Genomic DNA, 15445 nt, shown 5'->3' with positions numbered 1-15445 from the left:
AAACGCCCCGTTGACCGGGGCGTTTGCATGTTGAGCTTCATGGTATTCATCTTCAGCTACGCCCGGTTGAATACCGGGTGTAGTGCGACGAGTGGAAAACACCCGCGGAGCCCAAAGCGCTATACGCCTAGCTCTTCTACCCAGGCCAAGGCCGATACGTGGGCGCGGTTGAGCATGTCCGGCGAAATCTGCAATTGCTCGCAAAGGCTCGGGACTTCTGCCATGGCTGGGTCTTCGCAGGCTTCGGCCAGCTCCAGGAAGGGGCCGTAGATGCCGACACGATGCATCAGGGCTTCACTGACTGAATCAGGCAACAGCAAGGTTTCCAGAATCTTATCCATTGGCATGTCGAGCATCACATCCAGCAACGAGAATACGCCGACGATAAACAGGTTGTCGCGGTCGTGGCCTTCCAGAAAATGCTGGCCCAGCAATTCGACCAGGCGGCCGCGTGTGACGGCTGTTTTCATCAGTGCCGGAGGCGTGCCGGAGTCTGAACTGGCCGTCACCAGCAGCAATGTCAACCAACGATAAAGCTTCTGATAACCCAGAATTGTTACGGCATGGCGGAATGAATGGATTTCACACGACAAGCCAAAGCCGGCCGAATTGATATAGCGCAGTAGTTTGAATGAGAGCGCAACATCGCGCTTGAGCGAATTTTCGATGTCAGCAATTTCTGCGTTATTCCTCAGCATGTTAAGCAGGCTGAGAATATTTGCATAAGCCGGGTTGATTACTTTGGCAGAAAGTGTTTCGGGGTGGGCAAAATAATAGCCCTGAAAGCAATCAAGCCCCGCTTCGAGACAATGCTTGAATTCGGGCTTGGTTTCGACTTTTTCTGCCACCTGCAAAATGGGGAATTTACGTAATTCCTTGGATAGGCTCTTGATATTATCAAGCCCTAGTTGCTGGATATCGAGTTTGACGTAGTTGGCGAACTCCAGAAATGGGGCAGTTTGTGGCGTGTAGGCAAAATCATCCAGAGCAATGCCGAAACCCTGTGCCCTTAGTTCACGGGTGCGGGCAAGCAACTCTGGCGTAGCGTTGACCGACTCGACGATCTCCAGCACAACACGTTGAGGATGCAGCAATTCCAGAAAATTGCTTTCCAGCATCGAAGAGGCAACGTTGATAAACGCCAGCTTGCTACCAACCAGCCAATCGGTCCCCATATTGGAAAGCGTATTCACCAGAATATTGGTGCCCGCTTGCATATCGCTCGAAAATTCGGCGGTCAATGCCTGCTCGTCGAGTCGAAATAGCAATTCGTAGCCAATGATCTGTTGCTGACGATTCAGAATCGGCTGGCGTCCGATAAATGCATTATTAAGCATAGGCCCTCACTCTGTTACCACTTTTAATATATAGAGTGGCTTTATGTTTAAGGTCAACTACCACAAGTATCTGTCTATAAAACCGAAACAAAAAGCGGCGGCCAGTTTTGATTGACCGCCGCCTTCCTTGAGCGAACGGTTACTATGATCTTGCCATATTCTCAAGGAATTTGGAGGTTTTGATTGCAGATCCTTCCGCTTGCGTAGAGCCGAGTAAATCTTCCATATCGAGTACCAGAACGACTGAACCATCGCCGGACAGCGTTGCACCGGCAATGCCGCGTGGTCGGATATTCTGCAGCGGCTTGATGACCACATCGTCGCGGCCGATGAAGGTATCGATAGCCAGGATGAAAGAATGTTCCGCAGATTGCATCAGTACGCCAAATTGCGGGACTTGGGTCTCTTCCCAGCCAATCAAACCCGCCAGGGATCTTACGGAAAGGATCTCGTCGCGCACCACGATGGTGGCACGGCCGGATACTTCCTGAATCTGCTCGCTGCGGATCGGGATGATTTCGCGCACCATCGCCAGCGGCACGGCAAAGGGCTGATTGCATACCTTGACCACCAGCACCGGCAGGATTGCCAGGGTGAGAGGTAGTGAAATCGTGAAACGGGAGCCTTCGCCCACCACCGACTGAATGTCAATCCGGCCGTTCAGTTTCTGGATGTTGGTTTTGACCACATCCATGCCCACGCCTCGGCCAGAGATACTGGAGATCTGATCCTTGGTAGAAAAGCCCGGCATGAATACCAGCTGCAGGCTCTGCTTGTCGTCGAGGCTATTGGCCGTTTCGATGTCTATCAGCCCCTTTTCGACGGCCTTGCGGCGCAGCACGTCTGAACGCATGCCACGGCCGTCATCGGAGATTTCGATCAGGATATGGTCACCGACCTGTGTGGCCGAAAGCGTCACGATACTCTTGGTTGGCTTGCCGGCAGCCGTGCGCTCGGCAATGGTTTCGATACCGTGATCGACGGCGTTGCGAACCAAGTGGACAAGCGGATCGTTCAAGTCCTCCAGCATGGTTTTGTCGAGTTCGGTTTCTTCTCCGGTAATGACCAGCTCGACATCCTTGCCTAGCTGCCGGGCCAAATCGCGCGCCAGGCGAGGATATTTCTGAAACAGCCGCCCGATTGGCTGCATCCGGGTTTTCATGACTGCGTTTTGCAAGTCACTGACCAGTAAATCGAGCTGACCAATTGCCTCGTCAAGCGCCTTGAGGGTGTTGACGTCGGTTTTGCCGGCAAGAATGTCGGAACGCAGAGTGGTCAGGCGGTTTTTGGTCAGGCCGATTTCACCGGAAAGGTTCAGTACCTGATCCAGCCGCACGGTGTCGATACGGATGGTTGTTTCCTGCGTAGCCAGCTGCTGGCTGGAAACGGCAGGCTTCGACGCGGCGGGTTTCAAACCCAGCGCAGCAGGCTCTGCAGTACCTGGGGCTGGCGCTGCTGTCGGTAGCGGCGCAGCAGGCAAGGGCGCAGCAGGAAGCGGGGCTGCTGCCGGCGCAGGTGGCGGCGTGTGTTCGATCGCAACGGGTGCGGGTGTCGCGGGTCTGGCCGCTGGTACGGGTGCCGCAACCGGGACTGGTGCTGGCTGTGGGGCGCTTGGGGCGGCAGATTGGGTGCTGATACCTGTTAATGCCTGGTACAAAGCTGGCCAGTCCATCTCGTTAGCAGCGTTATGAGTAGCCGTCGGCATGGCCGGGGCTGCAACGGGCATCGGGGCTGGAGCTGCGGCGACTGGGGCTGCAGCAACAGGTGCTGCTGGCGGCGGATGGTGGGCTACTGCAGTCGGCGCCTTGCCCTCCAGCATGGCATCCAGAGAGGCGAGCAGCTCCGGCTCGGCCGGGGCTGGCTGACGGGCTTGGCCCAGATAGCCAAACATATCCCTCACCACGCCCGTTGCTGACAAGATCACGTCCATGATCTCGGGCGTCAGTGTCAGTTCGTCGTTACGCAGCTTATCGAACAGGTTTTCCGTGCGGTGGCACAGATTGACGAGAGGATCGACGTTGAGAAAGCCAGCGCCACCTTTGATGGTGTGAAAGCCCCGGAAAATGTCGTTAAGCAGATGCTTGTCGGATGGGCGTTTCTCCAGCTCGACCAGCTTGTTATCGACATCTGACAGCAACTCTGACGACTCGGTGAGAAAGTCCTGCAGCAGGTCGTCCATCCCGGCAAAATCACTCATCTCTTGTCCCTCTCCGTCGACTGGGCGAACGGCCTGATACGAATCAGAATCCCAAGCTGGCCAACAGATCGTCAACCTGCTCCTGGTTGGTTACCACGTCGGTGCGACCTTCCGCGTTGTACACCGGCCCATTGACCAGACTGCTGGTGTTTTCAGCGGGTTTGGGCGCATTGGGTGAGAATTCGAGCAGGAAGGCGAGCAGATGTGTCTCCATCTGCTTGGCCATATCGACGATTTTCTTGATCACCTGGCCCGTCAGATCCTGAAAATCCTGCGCCATCATGATTTCGAGCAAATAGTCGTTGGTGGTCTTGGCGTAGCTGGAGCTGGCCTTCAGGTGCTCGCGAGTACGGCTGACCAAGGCCTTGAACTGCTCGATATCCATTTGCTTGGCAAAGAGCTTGTCCCACTCCTTGATGAGTTCCTCCGCCTCCGCCTCGATCTTGTCCTGCATCGGTTTGGCGGCATCAACGGCGTTTAGCGTCTTCTCTGCGGCTTGCTCGGTCAGGGTGGCAATATAGGCCAGACGGTCTCTGGCATCCGGGATGGCGGCGGCGGCCTGTTCCAGCGATTTGTCGTAGCCAAGCTCGCGCAGGGCATCGTGGATCTTGCGGGTCATCTGGCCGATGCTTTCGAACATCGAGCGTGCGGGTTCATCCATGCTGCCGCCGGGTACGGGGCTGGAGGTCACGCTGGTTTGCATGGCCGGAGCGGCTGCAACCGGCTCTGCTGCGGGGGGCGGAGCGGCCGGTGCGGGAGGCGGCGGTGCAGAGGGCGTTCCTGCGTTGGCGCGAACGATGCTGTCGAATAAATCTTGGAGTTCGTCCGAGTCACCACTATTCATCGTGTTGTCGCTCACGGTCATCTCCTACTTATTCATGTTTTGGAAAATTTTTCCAAGTTTTTCGTCAAGCGTCGCTGCGGTAAATGGCTTGACGATATAGCCGCTTGCGCCGTGCGTTGCTGCTTCGATGATGTTCTCTTTCTTCGCCTCCGCCGTGATCATCAAGAAAGGCATGTGCTTCAGGGTAGGGTCGGCTCGAACTGCCTTGAGCAGTTCAATGCCGGTCATATTCGGCATGTTCCAGTCGGAAACCACAAAGTCAAATTGCGAAGATTTGAGTTTGTGTAGCGCAACCTGGCCATCCTCAGCTTCTTCAACATTCGAGAAACCGAGTTCCTTCAGCAGATTGCGCACAATTCGCCGCATGGTTGAAAAGTCATCAACCACCAGGAAGCGCATATTCTTGTCAGACATGTTGTACTCCGTGTTGGCGCCGCACCTGCGCGACTGCGGCTGTCAGTGGGGCTGGGCTAACTTTGCAAAAAGGGTGTTACCGTTTCGGCCAGGATTATCGGATCGAACTTTGCGACATAAGCATCGACGCCAACACTACTACCCATTGCCCGGTTGGCATTTGACGACAACGATGAATGCATCACGACCGGAATGCCCTGGAATCGGGAGTCGGATTTGATGTGCTTGGTCAGCACATATCCATCCATTTCGGGCATTTCCGCATCGACCAGTATCAGCTTCAGATGGTCATGCAGTTTCTGACCATCGTGCTGATAACGGTTGGCAATATTCTGAAGCTTGTCCCAGGCCTCGCTGCCATTGGTGGCCTGATGGTATTTGGCACCAATCTTGTCGAGGACCGAGACGATCTCTTTGCGGGCCACTACTGAGTCATCGACAAAGAACATGAAGCGGTCCTGATCAAGCTGAGCCTTGGGAATCTCGGGGACCACCCGCTCGCCGATGACGCTCGACAGGATCTGCTCCACATCCAGAATCGACACCAGCTTGCCGTCATCAAGCTCGGTCAGTGCGGTGATCATGGCTTGATGTCCTGCCAGCATGGTTTCGGGCGCACGCACCTTGTTCCAGTCAACACGGATGATGCGATCCACCTCATGCACCAGAAACGCCTGCGTATGTTTGCTGAACTCGGTGACAATCATGGTGCTTTCCGACTGAGGGTTGTACTCGCTCGGATGCACGAATTTCGCCAGGGAAATGACCGGGATGATGTTGCCGCGAAGAGAAATCACCCCTTCCACACCGTTTGGCATGTTGGGTGTTTTGGTGATGCGCGGTGTTTGCGACACCTCGCGCACCTTGAAGACGTTGATTCCGAATGTTTCGCGCGACCCTAATGAAAACAGCAGTATCTCCATTTTGTTCGAACCGGCCAGCTTGGTTCGAGCATCAACATTATCGAGTAGTGTTTCTTTCCCGGTCGCCATACACGTGGTCCTCACCAAAATAACAGGCTGAAATCAACGGCCTCAGCTGTACTGGCGCAACATTGATGAAATGGTTTCTGATAACCGCTGCGGCTCGAATTTCGCCACATAGGCATCGACGCCTACCGACTGTCCCAGCTTCTGGTTCGACATGCCCGACAACGAGGAGTGCATCAGTACCGGAATACCGGCAAACCGAGGATCACTCTTGATCTGCTTGGTCAGCATATAGCCGTCCATTTCCGGCATTTCCACGTCAGTCAGAATCAGATGCACCATATCTTTCACCCGCTTGCCCATGGCATCGGCCTGCAGCGCCACTTTTTGCAGCTCTTCCCAGGCTTTCTTGCCATTGATGGCATGAATATGGTGAATGCCCATGGTGTCGAGCGTCTTGGTGATCTGCTTGCGTGCCACGACTGAATCATCGGCGAAAAATACGGTTTTGCCAGTCAGATCCGCTGCGACCGTGATGGTTTTGAATTCATGCGAGTCGTCGTACTGGTTGGTTTCAGCCAGTACTTTCTCGACATCCAGCATCATGACCAGCTTGCCGTTGTCGAGCTCGGTGACGGCGGTGACCAGGCCGCGCATGTTGTTGCTGAGAATTTCGGGCGGGACGCGCATCGATGACCAGTCCAGGCGCAGGATGGTATCGACGGCTTCAACCAGAAAGCCCTGGGTGTGGCCGTTGTATTCCGAGACGATCATGATCTCGGGTTTGGAGTCGGTATGAATTCCGGCATAGCGGGCCAAGTCGATGACCGGGACCAAAGAGCCGCGCAAACTGACCATGCCTTCAACCGAGTCAGGCATCTCGGGTGCCTGCGTGATCTCGGGCGTGCGCATGACTTCGCGGACTTTGAACACGTTGATACCGAAGTTTTCCCTTCGACCAGACCGTTGATCCAGCCCCAAAGTGAAGAGCAGGATCTCCAACTTGTTGGTTCCGGCGAGTTTCGTGCGTGCATCAATGTTCTTGAGAAGATCTGACACGGCAACTGCTCCGCTATAGGTGACAATCGTTGCACACGGCCCGTTTTCGAGGATAATCCCCGAACTTTATGCCTGTTGTATAAGCAGCTTCGCGAGAGTATTCAAGTGCCGCAACTTCAATCAGCGGCGAGTGTGGGTTGTGCCCGCAAACCCAAGACTGGAGCGGCTTCAAGCCTCGTTATAATGCATAACCCTGAATCCAACAAGGAAGCGGCTGCGGCCGGCCTGGCGACTTCCGGTCTTGATAAAAGAGAGCTGGAACAAGCCTTTTCGCTGTTTACCGAGGCCTCACGCCAGCTGGTCGAGTCGTATCAGGAACTTGAACAAAAAGTCACCTCCCTCACTGCCGAGCTGGCGACAGCCAACGGCGCTTTGCGCCAGCAGTTTGAAGAAAAAGCCGCGCTGTCATCACGCTTGTCCGCTTTGCTGGATGCCCTGCCTGGTGGGGTCGTCGAACTCAGTCATGAAGGTGTGGTGATTGCCACCAATCCGGCTACTCGCCAGATCTTTGGTCTGGATCTGATGGACTGCGACTGGGATGCCGTCATGGGCTCGCGGCTGGTACCGACCAATGTCTGCAATGAGTGGGAGTACCAGCCTCCGGGCGGTGAATTGCGGCGTCTGAGTGTCATATCGAATAGCGCCCCAGCGGTAGGCGGGCGCATTCTGCTGATTCACGATGTCAGCGAGGCCTGGCGTTTGCGTTTGCAACTGGAGCAACACAAGCGTCTGGCTGCGATGGGCGAAATGTCGGCCGGATTGGCCCATCAGCTGCGCACACCATTGAGTGCTGCCTTGTTGTACACGGCCAATCTGTCCCGGCCGGGCTTGAGCGACGAAGATAGACAGAAGTTCGGCGACAAGGCCGTGTCGCGCATGCGCCACCTCGAATCGCTGATCCAGAACATGCTGCAGTTTGTGCGTGGCCATCAAGCCCTGTGCGAGAAGGTTGCACTAGCTGATTGCCTTGATGACGCCTTGCAGAGTGTCCAGCCCCAGGCGGATGCCATGCAGCGCCAATGGCTGGTGGATATTCCAGATGCACCGATCTGGGTTGAGGCTAATCGCAAGGAATTGACGGGCGCTTTCATCAATTTGCTTGAAAATGCAGTCCAGGCAACAAAGGCTAATGGCTGCATCCGGGTACGTCTTGATGAAGACGAGTCGGCCAGGGTGTCGATTGCCGACAATGGTTGCGGCATGGACCAACAGGTCAAAGAGCGTTTATTTGAGCCGTTTTTCACGACGCGTAAGGAAGGTACCGGTTTGGGGCTCGCCATTGTGGCCAATCTCGTTACGGCCTATGGCGGGACGATAGAGGTCGAGTCAGTCCTTGGCGAAGGCACAAAGATGATGGTGAAGTTGCCACTTGCTACCTAGGCACCTATGTTGGAATGGCAGGTTGCACAGCGCACCGCCAGTTAAGAATTGGAAAGGTTTTTTGAATGCATCCAACCGTTGAAATCGACGGCACCATCGGTCGTCTGGTATTGAATGGTCAGTTCGACTTCAATGCCCATCGTGACTTCCGGCAGGCTTGCGAGGAGGTTCTGGCGGCTGAGGCCGTGCGCGAAGTCCACGTCGACTTTCAGAATGTCAGTTATCTCGATAGCTCGGCGCTTGGCATGTTGCTGCTGCTGAAGGAAAAGGTCGCGGCGGCGAGCAAGACGCTGGCCTTGGTCAACTGTCGCGATTCCGTTCGGCAAGTCCTCGAAATCGCCTGCTTCGGCAAAATCTTCACGATCCGCTGACGGCACGCATGATCCGCCCCTCATGAAGATCCTGATCGTCGACGACACCGAGGTGATTCGCCTGCTGGTGAGCCGGTTTGTCGAGGCCATGGGCCACATTCCGGTGACGGCCAACAATGGTGCCGAGGCGGTCGAGGCATTCCGCAAGGATATGCCTGACGTGGTGTTGCTCGACATGCTGATGCCGGTGATGGATGGGCCACAGGCTGCGCGCCTGATCAAGCGTCAGGCCGGCGAGCGCTGGATTCCGATCATATTTGTCACTGCAATTGGTGAAGAGAACCGGCTGGCCGATGCGATTGAGCAAGGGGCGGATGATTACATCATCAAGCCCATCAACCTGCGCATTCTCGAAGCAAAGATCAAGGCGATTGAGCGCACAGTGCTGCTTAACCGCAAGGTGCGTGAGCAGTCAGTCAAGCTGGCGGAATATTACGACCACGCCGAAGAAGAGAAGCGGGTCGCGCGGCATCTGATGGATCAATTGGTGAATGCAGAGCGCTTGTCCGATCCACAGATCGAATACTGGATTTCACCAGCAGAAAGCCTGTCTGGCGACCTTATCGCCGCTGCTCGAACCCCGGGTCAGGTGTTGCATCTGTTGCTGGCCGATGGAATCGGACACGGGCTGACGGCAGCCCTGAACGTGCTGCCCTTGACCCAACCTTTCTACACGATGACCGAGAAGGGGTTTACCCTGAAAGATATTCTGGCGGAAATGAACGACAAGATCCGCCAGGTCTTGCCGCGTGGCCGGTTTGTAGCCACGGCCTTGCTGGCTATTGACAACATCAATCGGCAGATCGAGGTCTGGAACGGTGGGATTCCTGATGTGTTTCTGCTGGGCAAAGAGGGGCATCTGATCAAATCCTGGCGGTCTCGCAATCTGCCGCTGGGTATTTTGCCGACGCGCGATCTGGAAATGGTTACCGAGCACCATTTCTTTGAAGGTGATGAGACGTTGATGGTGTGTTCGGATGGCTTGATTGAAGCCCGGCGTGTGGATGGCGAGCAATTTGGTTCCCAACGTGTACTGGCTTCGGTTGAGTCATCCCCGCCTACTGGTCGTATGCAGGGGCTGGTCGATGCATTGGGTCGTTTTCTGGATGGTTTGTCGCATCACGATGATGTGTCAGTAGTCATGGTCAGCCTGGCGGCTGGCCAGTCACGTAGCCTGTCGCTCGACTGCGAGTCGGTTTATGCCGGGGATAGTGATCTGGAGCTGGCTGATGCCTTGTTGGCTGAGCACAGCTTTATCTGGCGGCAGCAGCTTTCGCTGGGCGCGGAAGAACTGCGCCGCGTCAATTCCGTGCCTTACATCATGGGTCTGGTGGATCAGATCTGCACCGTGCCCGAGGTTCAATCCGATATATTTCTTATACTGACAGAGCTGTTCGTGAATGCGGTGGATCACGGTCTGCTCAAGCTGTCTTCCACACTCAAACACGATGCAGAGGGAATGGAGAGCTACCTGCAGGAACGTGAGCAGCGGCTCGCCAATCTGCAAGAGGGCCGGATCGACATTGAATTGATGGGGTTGCGCGTACAGGAAAAAGACGTGTTCCGCCTGCGGGTGCGCGATAGCGGCGAAGGCTTCGACTGGATCCGCTATTCCCCGCCACGTAATGTCGAAATCGCACGGCCAGCTCATGGACGGGGCATTCTGCTGGTAAGGGCTTTGTGCCCGATTGTTGAATATTCAGGACTGGGCAACGAGGTGATCGCGTATTACGTGCCCAAAACGCATTTGCTGGTTGATCAGGCAGCAGCTGGCGGCTCGAAGTAACGACAGGTGTTGTTGAGGACACGCCGGCTAAGCCGGTCCTGCCGCGAGAGCACTTTTTCGCAGGCTTGGCGGTGAAACTGGCCTGGATCTACCCCTTGGCGCCTTGTGCCCAAGTGCATCTGCCAGCACCGGTAGACTAGGCTCTGTCGAGGTTTCATTTCTGGTCGCACCAGGCCGTGTTTTTTGAGGTACGGTCAGGCACAGTCCGAGAGGTTGGATTGACCTGAGTCCGCTAGAACGCGATCCCACATGAAACGTCAACAGAGCCTAGGCTTTTTGGTATTGCATTTACCTTGTGGCCTGGAGCAATCATGAATCAGCCCGATTCACCCCCAGACCCATCGGCAGAGCAATCTCCATCGAGAGAGGACTTGCGCGCCCAGGAAATTCGTACGCGCATCCGGTCTGCCGTGGGAAACCACGCTACCAGTCCGCAGCTGTCGGCCGATGCCGTGCTGCCCTGTGAGCGCCGGTACGACTCCAGAGCAGGGTGGGTAATCGTGATGGGGGCCTCCACCGGAGGAACCGAAGCGTTGAAAACGGTGCTACAGGCTTTGCCGGTTGATCTGCCCCCCATTCTTATTACCCAGCATATGCCCGAGGCCTTCACCAAGGCCTTTGCCAGCCGGCTGAATACCCTATGCGCGTTAGAGGTGCACGAGGCCGAGGCAGGCATGCGCCTGCAGACTGGCCATGCCTATTTAGCACCTGGGCACTCTCACTTGCTGTTGGGGAGGGATGGCGATCGCTACCATTGTGAGTTATCGCAGGCGCCGCCCGTCAATCGTCATCGTCCTTCCGTCGATGTTCTATTTCGGTCTGTCGCGAACCTGGCGGGCAAGAATGCAATCGGCGTGATCCTCACCGGCATGGGCAAAGATGGCGCGCAAGGCATGCTGGAAATGCGGCAGGCAGGGGCTTATAACCTGGCACAGGATGAAAAAAGCTGCGTGGTCTACGGCATGCCCAAAGAGGCCGTGGCCGTTGGGGCTGTCAACGAGATTGTCGGGATCAGCCAGATCGCGGGGCGTATCCTTACTTATTGGGCTACAGTACGGGGCACGTCGGGTGGCTAGGCTCTGTTGACATGAGGTTTGCAGATCGAGTTTCACCAGAAAATGGCCTGGTTCTGCTGAGGTTTGGTTTACAGATCAAGCTTTGCCAAAAAATGGCCTGCGCCATGTTTGGGTCGTGTTCCGCTCGGCCCGGCAGATTCCCGCACAAGGGGCTATGGCGACCCGCTTGCGACGCAGCGACAGCCATGCAACCAGATCAAACGCCAACATAGCTTGAACATGGAGACATAACGCGGATGGCGCTACTGCCGATATTGATCGTCGAAGATGACAACGACCTGCGCGAGGCCCTGACCGATACCTTGCAACTGGCTGGTTATCAGGTATTGGCAGCGGAGGATGGCCAGCATGGCTTGGAAGTATTGGCCCAATCTCAAGTGGGGTTGGTGCTGAGCGATGTGCAGATGAGCCCTATGAATGGCGAGACGCTACTCAGGGAAGTCAAACTGCGGTATCCCTATCTGCCCGTTATCCTGATGACAGCGTACGCTGTGGTTGATAAAGCCGTGGCTGCCATGCACGCAGGGGCGAGCCACTACCTTCCCAAACCCTTCGATCCAGATTCCCTCCTGCGCGAGGTTGCGCGCTATATGCTGCCGGCCGTCGATGACGATGCGGTGATCGCCGAAGACCCGGCGATGTGCAAATTGCTGGATATTGCCAAACGTGTAGCAGCTTCCGATGCCACAGTACTGATCACCGGTGAGAGCGGGACCGGCAAGGAAGTTCTCGCACGTTTTATTCACCGTCATTCGAATCGCACATCCGGCCCGTTTGTCGCCATCAACTGTGCCGCTATCCCCAAAGAGTTGCTGGAGTCCACGTTGTTTGGTCATGAAAAAGGCGCTTTTACAGGCGCCGGGGCTTCCTATATCGGCAAGTTCGAGCAAGCGCAGGGTGGCACACTGCTACTCGATGAAATCTCCGAAATGTCTTTGGAGCTACAAGCCAAACTATTGCGGGTACTGCAGGAACGGGAAGTGGAAAGGGTTGGGGGGCGCAAGGCTATCCCGCTTGATATCCGGGTGTTGGCGACTTCCAATCGTGATATGCCGGATGAGGTCGAGCACGGCCGGTTTCGTGAAGACCTGTTTTACCGATTAAATGTCTTTCCCTTGGCACTGCCCGCCTTGCGGGAGCGACCCGATGACATTGTGCCTCTGGCCAAGGCGATTGTTGCCCGCCATGCCGCCACGTCCGGCAGACGCATTCCGGCGATTTCCGAGGCGGCTGCGGCCCAGTTGGTTGGCTATACTTGGGAAGGCAATATCCGCGAGCTGGAGAACGTTATGCAACGTGCTTTGATTCTGGCTCCAGGTGACGAGATCGAGCCTATGCATTTATTCTTGCCAACAAGCTTGCGCCGGCAAAATTTGCCGCCTATACCGGCAAGTGCGGCAATGGTTGCCGCTGAGCCCGCAACGGAAGCGCCCGTGACCGATATGGAAACAGTGAGGCGGCGTCATATTCTTGATACCCTTGCATCAGTGGGTGGGGTGCGCAAGCTGGCAGCCCAGAAGCTTGGCATGAGCGAAAGAACCTTGCGCTACAAGCTTCAGCAATATCGCGAAGAAGGTTGGGAAGAGTCCTGACTCTTCACATGGATAAACGGTTGGAGTGGTACTGGCGCAGAAATGGCCTGATGTTTGCTTTCAAACAGGTGTCCATTCCACCTGGTTTGATTCTGTCGTATTGATTGGCAGTCGAACCAAAATGCAGCAAAAACGAGGTTAGTAGCATGAGCGTGCAAGGCGTAGATCAGTTGCTGGGCGAGCTGCGGGCGATGTCGGCCCGGGCGGCAGGCCAGTCGGCGCCGGCGGTGGACGGACAACCCGAATCGCCGGATTTCGCTTCCGTGCTCAAAGCGTCGCTGGACCAGGTGAATCAGATGCAGCAGGATTCACAGGTCAAGCAGCAGGCTTTTGAGGCGGGGGCGCCCGATGCCAATCTGCAGGATGTCATGGTGTCCTTGCAGAAGGCGAGCCTGTCTTTCCAAACAATGGTGCAGGTTCGTAACAAGCTGGTGTCGGCCTACCAGGAAGTTATGAACATGCAGGTGTGATACCTGTGTGATCTATGGATGAGGCTGTTGTCTCGGTTGATGACAAGTCGGGTGCGCCTACCGGTTCGCCCAGTCTCGTCCAGCGTTTCAATCAACTCAGTAATACCCGCAAAATAATCGCGATCATCATCGCAGCGGCTGTCGTTGCAGTGGCTGCGGCGATTTTTCTTTGGTCGCGGGATCCCGGTTACAAAATTCTTTATTCCAATCTGTCTGATAAAGATGGCGGTTCCGTCATTCAGTCTTTGCAGCAGATGAATATCCCTTACAAGCTGGATGCTGGGGGGGTCGTTAGTGTGCCGGCTGATCGTGTTTACGATGCGCGTCTGCGGCTGGCATCACAAGGTCTGCCCAAAGGTGGTAATGCCGGCTTCGAGCTGCTGGATAACCAGAAATTCGGTGTCAGTCAGTTCAACGAGCAAATCAATTATCAGCGTGCTGTCGAAGGTGAGTTGGCTCGGTCGATAGAGTCTCTGTCCGCCGTCAAGATGGCGCGCGTGCATCTGGCCATTCCCAAACAGACGGTATTTTTGCGCGATCAACAAAAGCCAACCGCCTCAATCGTACTGACCCTGCATCCTGGTCGATTGCTGGATGGGTCTCAGGTTGCTGGCGTGGTACATCTGGTGTCCAGTAGCGTGCCCGATCTACCCGTAAAGAATGTCACGGTGGTCGATCAGGACGGTAATTTGCTGTCGGCTATTCCTGAGCTGACTGGCAATAGTGTGCTTAACCAGCGTCAGCTGCGTTATGTGCAGGAAATCGAGATGGGGTTGTCCAAGCGGATTCAGTCGATTCTGGAGCCCATCGTCGGTGTTGATAACGTCAAGGCGGAAGTCACTGCTGCTGTGGACTTTGCCGAAGTCGAACAAAGTTCCGAGTCGTTCAAGCCCAACTCCTCACCGAATGCAGCGGCCATTCGTAGCGAGCACTCCGCCGAAGCGAGCGGGAATACACCGGTTCCGCCGGCAGGTGTTCCCGGAGCCTTGTCGAACCAGCCACCGGGTACGGCCAGCGCACCATTGACCTTGCCCAATCCACCGGGTGCCAATGGCACGGGAACGGGTTCGTCTACTTCTCAAAAAGATCAGACCAAGAATTACGAAGTTGATAAAACCATTCAGCACATCAAGCAGCCGGTGGGAACACTCAAGCGGGTTTCCGTTGCCGTGGTGGTCAATTACAAGCGGGTGAGCCAGAAGGATGGCGGTATCAAGTCTGTACCGCTGACGACACCGGAGCTCAACCAGATCACCAATCTGGTCCGCGAGGCAATGGGGTTTAATAAGGATCGCGGGGACTCCCTCAATGTAGTCAACGCTGCCTTTGCGGATCGCGTGCTGGAAGTCGAAGGCAAGTCCTTCATCGAGAAGCTCACCGAATACCTGATTGCCCATACAACCGACATCATCAAGGTTGCGTTGATTGGGCTGGTGCTGGCCTACCTGATGTTCGGCGTGGTTCGGCCTATCCTTCGCGACGTGATTCGGCCCAAACAGGAACAGCGGGCTGCGGCTGCGGGTGAGGAAGGCAGCGTAGCCCTGACCGCCGAAGAGCTGGCCCAGTCTGAGGTCGAGGCCGAAGCGGTCGCCGAAGCGGAGGCTTCGGCCCACCTGGCCGCATTTAGCGAGCTGATTCAGCGTGCCAAGGAAATGGCCAAGGAAGATCCAAGAATGGTGGCCACGATCGTGCGCGAGTGGCTGAACGACGACCCCGACAAGAAAACCTCCTCCTGACCGCTACTTCGAACCCTCGCGGTTTGCCGGTAGTGTGTCCTGATTGCTGGCGAAACGCGATCTGCAAACCTTACGTCAACAGAACCTAACCCCTGTAAGCCTTATCCAGATTGCCTTTCCGGCGAATTTTGTGAAATGAACTATGATGAATCTGGCACCGATTATCGGGTGTCGGCTTGCTTGCGCCGGTTGAACGCGATGCGTATTTCGGAATAGCAGCCAATAGAACCTGACAAAATTCACCAAGAGGGAGA

General features: G+C 55.7%; 13 protein-coding genes. 7 read left to right on the top strand and 6 right to left on the bottom strand.

Annotation, left to right across the window (positions count from 1 at the left end):
* Positions 1 to 119 precede the first annotated feature (119 nt).
* From PZA18_RS07065 to PZA18_RS07040, 6 genes are all read right to left on the bottom strand, one after another.
* Positions 120 to 1337 carry an EAL and HDOD domain-containing protein gene (locus PZA18_RS07065; protein WP_284100112.1) on the bottom strand — a complete coding sequence of 406 codons (1218 nt, stop codon included), beginning with the start codon at positions 1335 to 1337 and terminating at the stop codon, positions 120 to 122.
* Between the two features lie 142 nt (positions 1338 to 1479).
* Positions 1480 to 3534 carry a chemotaxis protein CheA gene (locus PZA18_RS07060; RefSeq protein ID WP_284100111.1) on the bottom strand — a complete coding sequence of 685 codons (2055 nt, stop codon included), beginning with the start codon at positions 3532 to 3534 and terminating at the stop codon, positions 1480 to 1482.
* Between the two features lie 43 nt (positions 3535 to 3577).
* Positions 3578 to 4399, bottom strand: a complete 822-nt coding sequence (gene cheZ, locus PZA18_RS07055; RefSeq protein WP_308447341.1) for a protein phosphatase CheZ — start codon at positions 4397 to 4399, stop codon at positions 3578 to 3580.
* Positions 4400 to 4402: 3 nt separating this feature from the next.
* Positions 4403 to 4792 carry a chemotaxis response regulator CheY gene (gene cheY / locus PZA18_RS07050; protein ID WP_284100109.1) on the bottom strand — a complete coding sequence of 130 codons (390 nt, stop codon included), beginning with the start codon at positions 4790 to 4792 and terminating at the stop codon, positions 4403 to 4405.
* 56 nt (positions 4793 to 4848) lie between these two features.
* Positions 4849 to 5784: a chemotaxis protein gene (locus PZA18_RS07045; RefSeq protein ID WP_284100108.1), complete on the bottom strand. Its 936-nt coding sequence runs from the start codon at positions 5782 to 5784 to the stop codon at positions 4849 to 4851.
* 42 nt (positions 5785 to 5826) lie between these two features.
* Positions 5827 to 6780: a chemotaxis protein gene (locus tag PZA18_RS07040; protein WP_284100107.1), complete on the bottom strand. Its 954-nt coding sequence runs from the start codon at positions 6778 to 6780 to the stop codon at positions 5827 to 5829.
* 183 nt (positions 6781 to 6963) lie between these two features.
* Here PZA18_RS07040 and PZA18_RS07035 point away from each other — a divergent pair, with 183 nt between their 5' ends.
* The 7 genes from PZA18_RS07035 (at position 6964) to fliF (ending at position 15191) form a co-directional block, all read left to right on the top strand.
* The gene (locus PZA18_RS07035) at positions 6964 to 8160 is read left to right on the top strand and encodes a sensor histidine kinase (RefSeq protein ID WP_284100106.1); all 1197 of its coding nucleotides are present in this window, start codon (positions 6964 to 6966) and stop codon (positions 8158 to 8160) included.
* A gap of 65 nt (positions 8161 to 8225) precedes the next feature.
* The gene (locus tag PZA18_RS07030; RefSeq protein ID WP_284100105.1) at positions 8226 to 8531 is read left to right on the top strand and encodes an STAS domain-containing protein; all 306 of its coding nucleotides are present in this window, start codon (positions 8226 to 8228) and stop codon (positions 8529 to 8531) included.
* Positions 8532 to 8553: 22 nt separating this feature from the next.
* Positions 8554 to 10317 (top strand): ATP-binding SpoIIE family protein phosphatase, encoded by a 1764-nt coding sequence (locus PZA18_RS07025; protein WP_284100104.1) that lies wholly within the window; start codon positions 8554 to 8556, stop codon positions 10315 to 10317.
* Between the two features lie 311 nt (positions 10318 to 10628).
* A complete protein-coding gene (locus PZA18_RS07020; RefSeq protein WP_308447340.1) occupies positions 10629 to 11393 on the top strand; it encodes a chemotaxis protein CheB in 765 nt (254 codons plus the stop codon).
* A 236-nt stretch (positions 11394 to 11629) separates the two neighbouring features.
* Positions 11630 to 12985 carry a sigma-54-dependent transcriptional regulator gene (locus PZA18_RS07015; protein WP_284100103.1) on the top strand — a complete coding sequence of 452 codons (1356 nt, stop codon included), beginning with the start codon at positions 11630 to 11632 and terminating at the stop codon, positions 12983 to 12985.
* 146 nt (positions 12986 to 13131) lie between these two features.
* On the top strand, positions 13132 to 13455 hold the full coding sequence (fliE, locus tag PZA18_RS07010) for a flagellar hook-basal body complex protein FliE (RefSeq protein WP_284100102.1): 324 nt from the start codon (positions 13132 to 13134) through the stop codon (positions 13453 to 13455).
* A gap of 14 nt (positions 13456 to 13469) precedes the next feature.
* A complete protein-coding gene (gene fliF / locus PZA18_RS07005) occupies positions 13470 to 15191 on the top strand; it encodes a flagellar basal-body MS-ring/collar protein FliF (RefSeq protein WP_284100101.1) in 1722 nt (573 codons plus the stop codon).
* Positions 15192 to 15445: the final 254 nt, after the last annotated feature.

Source organism: Parachitinimonas caeni, assembly GCF_030129945.1.
Classification (GTDB): domain Bacteria; phylum Pseudomonadota; class Gammaproteobacteria; order Burkholderiales; family Chitinimonadaceae; genus Parachitinimonas; species Parachitinimonas caeni.
The sequence above is the reverse complement of the archived record's forward strand: the minus strand, read 5'-3'. Positions and strand labels throughout refer to the sequence as shown.

Coding starts and splice junctions, on each gene's coding strand:
- cheY (WP_284100109.1), bottom strand. CDS start 4,792: ATGTCTGACAAGAATATGCGCTTCCTGGTGGTTGATGACTTTTCAACC.
- PZA18_RS07065 (WP_284100112.1), bottom strand. CDS start 1,337: ATGCTTAATAATGCATTTATCGGACGCCAGCCGATTCTGAATCGTCAG.
- cheZ (WP_308447341.1), bottom strand. CDS start 4,399: ATGACCGTGAGCGACAACACGATGAATAGTGGTGACTCGGACGAACTC.
- PZA18_RS07020 (WP_308447340.1), top strand. CDS start 10,629: ATGAATCAGCCCGATTCACCCCCAGACCCATCGGCAGAGCAATCTCCA.
- fliE (WP_284100102.1), top strand. CDS start 13,132: ATGAGCGTGCAAGGCGTAGATCAGTTGCTGGGCGAGCTGCGGGCGATG.
- PZA18_RS07025 (WP_284100104.1), top strand. CDS start 8,554: ATGAAGATCCTGATCGTCGACGACACCGAGGTGATTCGCCTGCTGGTG.
- PZA18_RS07035 (WP_284100106.1), top strand. CDS start 6,964: ATGCATAACCCTGAATCCAACAAGGAAGCGGCTGCGGCCGGCCTGGCG.
- PZA18_RS07060 (WP_284100111.1), bottom strand. CDS start 3,534: ATGAGTGATTTTGCCGGGATGGACGACCTGCTGCAGGACTTTCTCACC.
- PZA18_RS07045 (WP_284100108.1), bottom strand. CDS start 5,784: ATGGCGACCGGGAAAGAAACACTACTCGATAATGTTGATGCTCGAACC.
- PZA18_RS07015 (WP_284100103.1), top strand. CDS start 11,630: ATGGCGCTACTGCCGATATTGATCGTCGAAGATGACAACGACCTGCGC.
- fliF (WP_284100101.1), top strand. CDS start 13,470: ATGGATGAGGCTGTTGTCTCGGTTGATGACAAGTCGGGTGCGCCTACC.
- PZA18_RS07030 (WP_284100105.1), top strand. CDS start 8,226: ATGCATCCAACCGTTGAAATCGACGGCACCATCGGTCGTCTGGTATTG.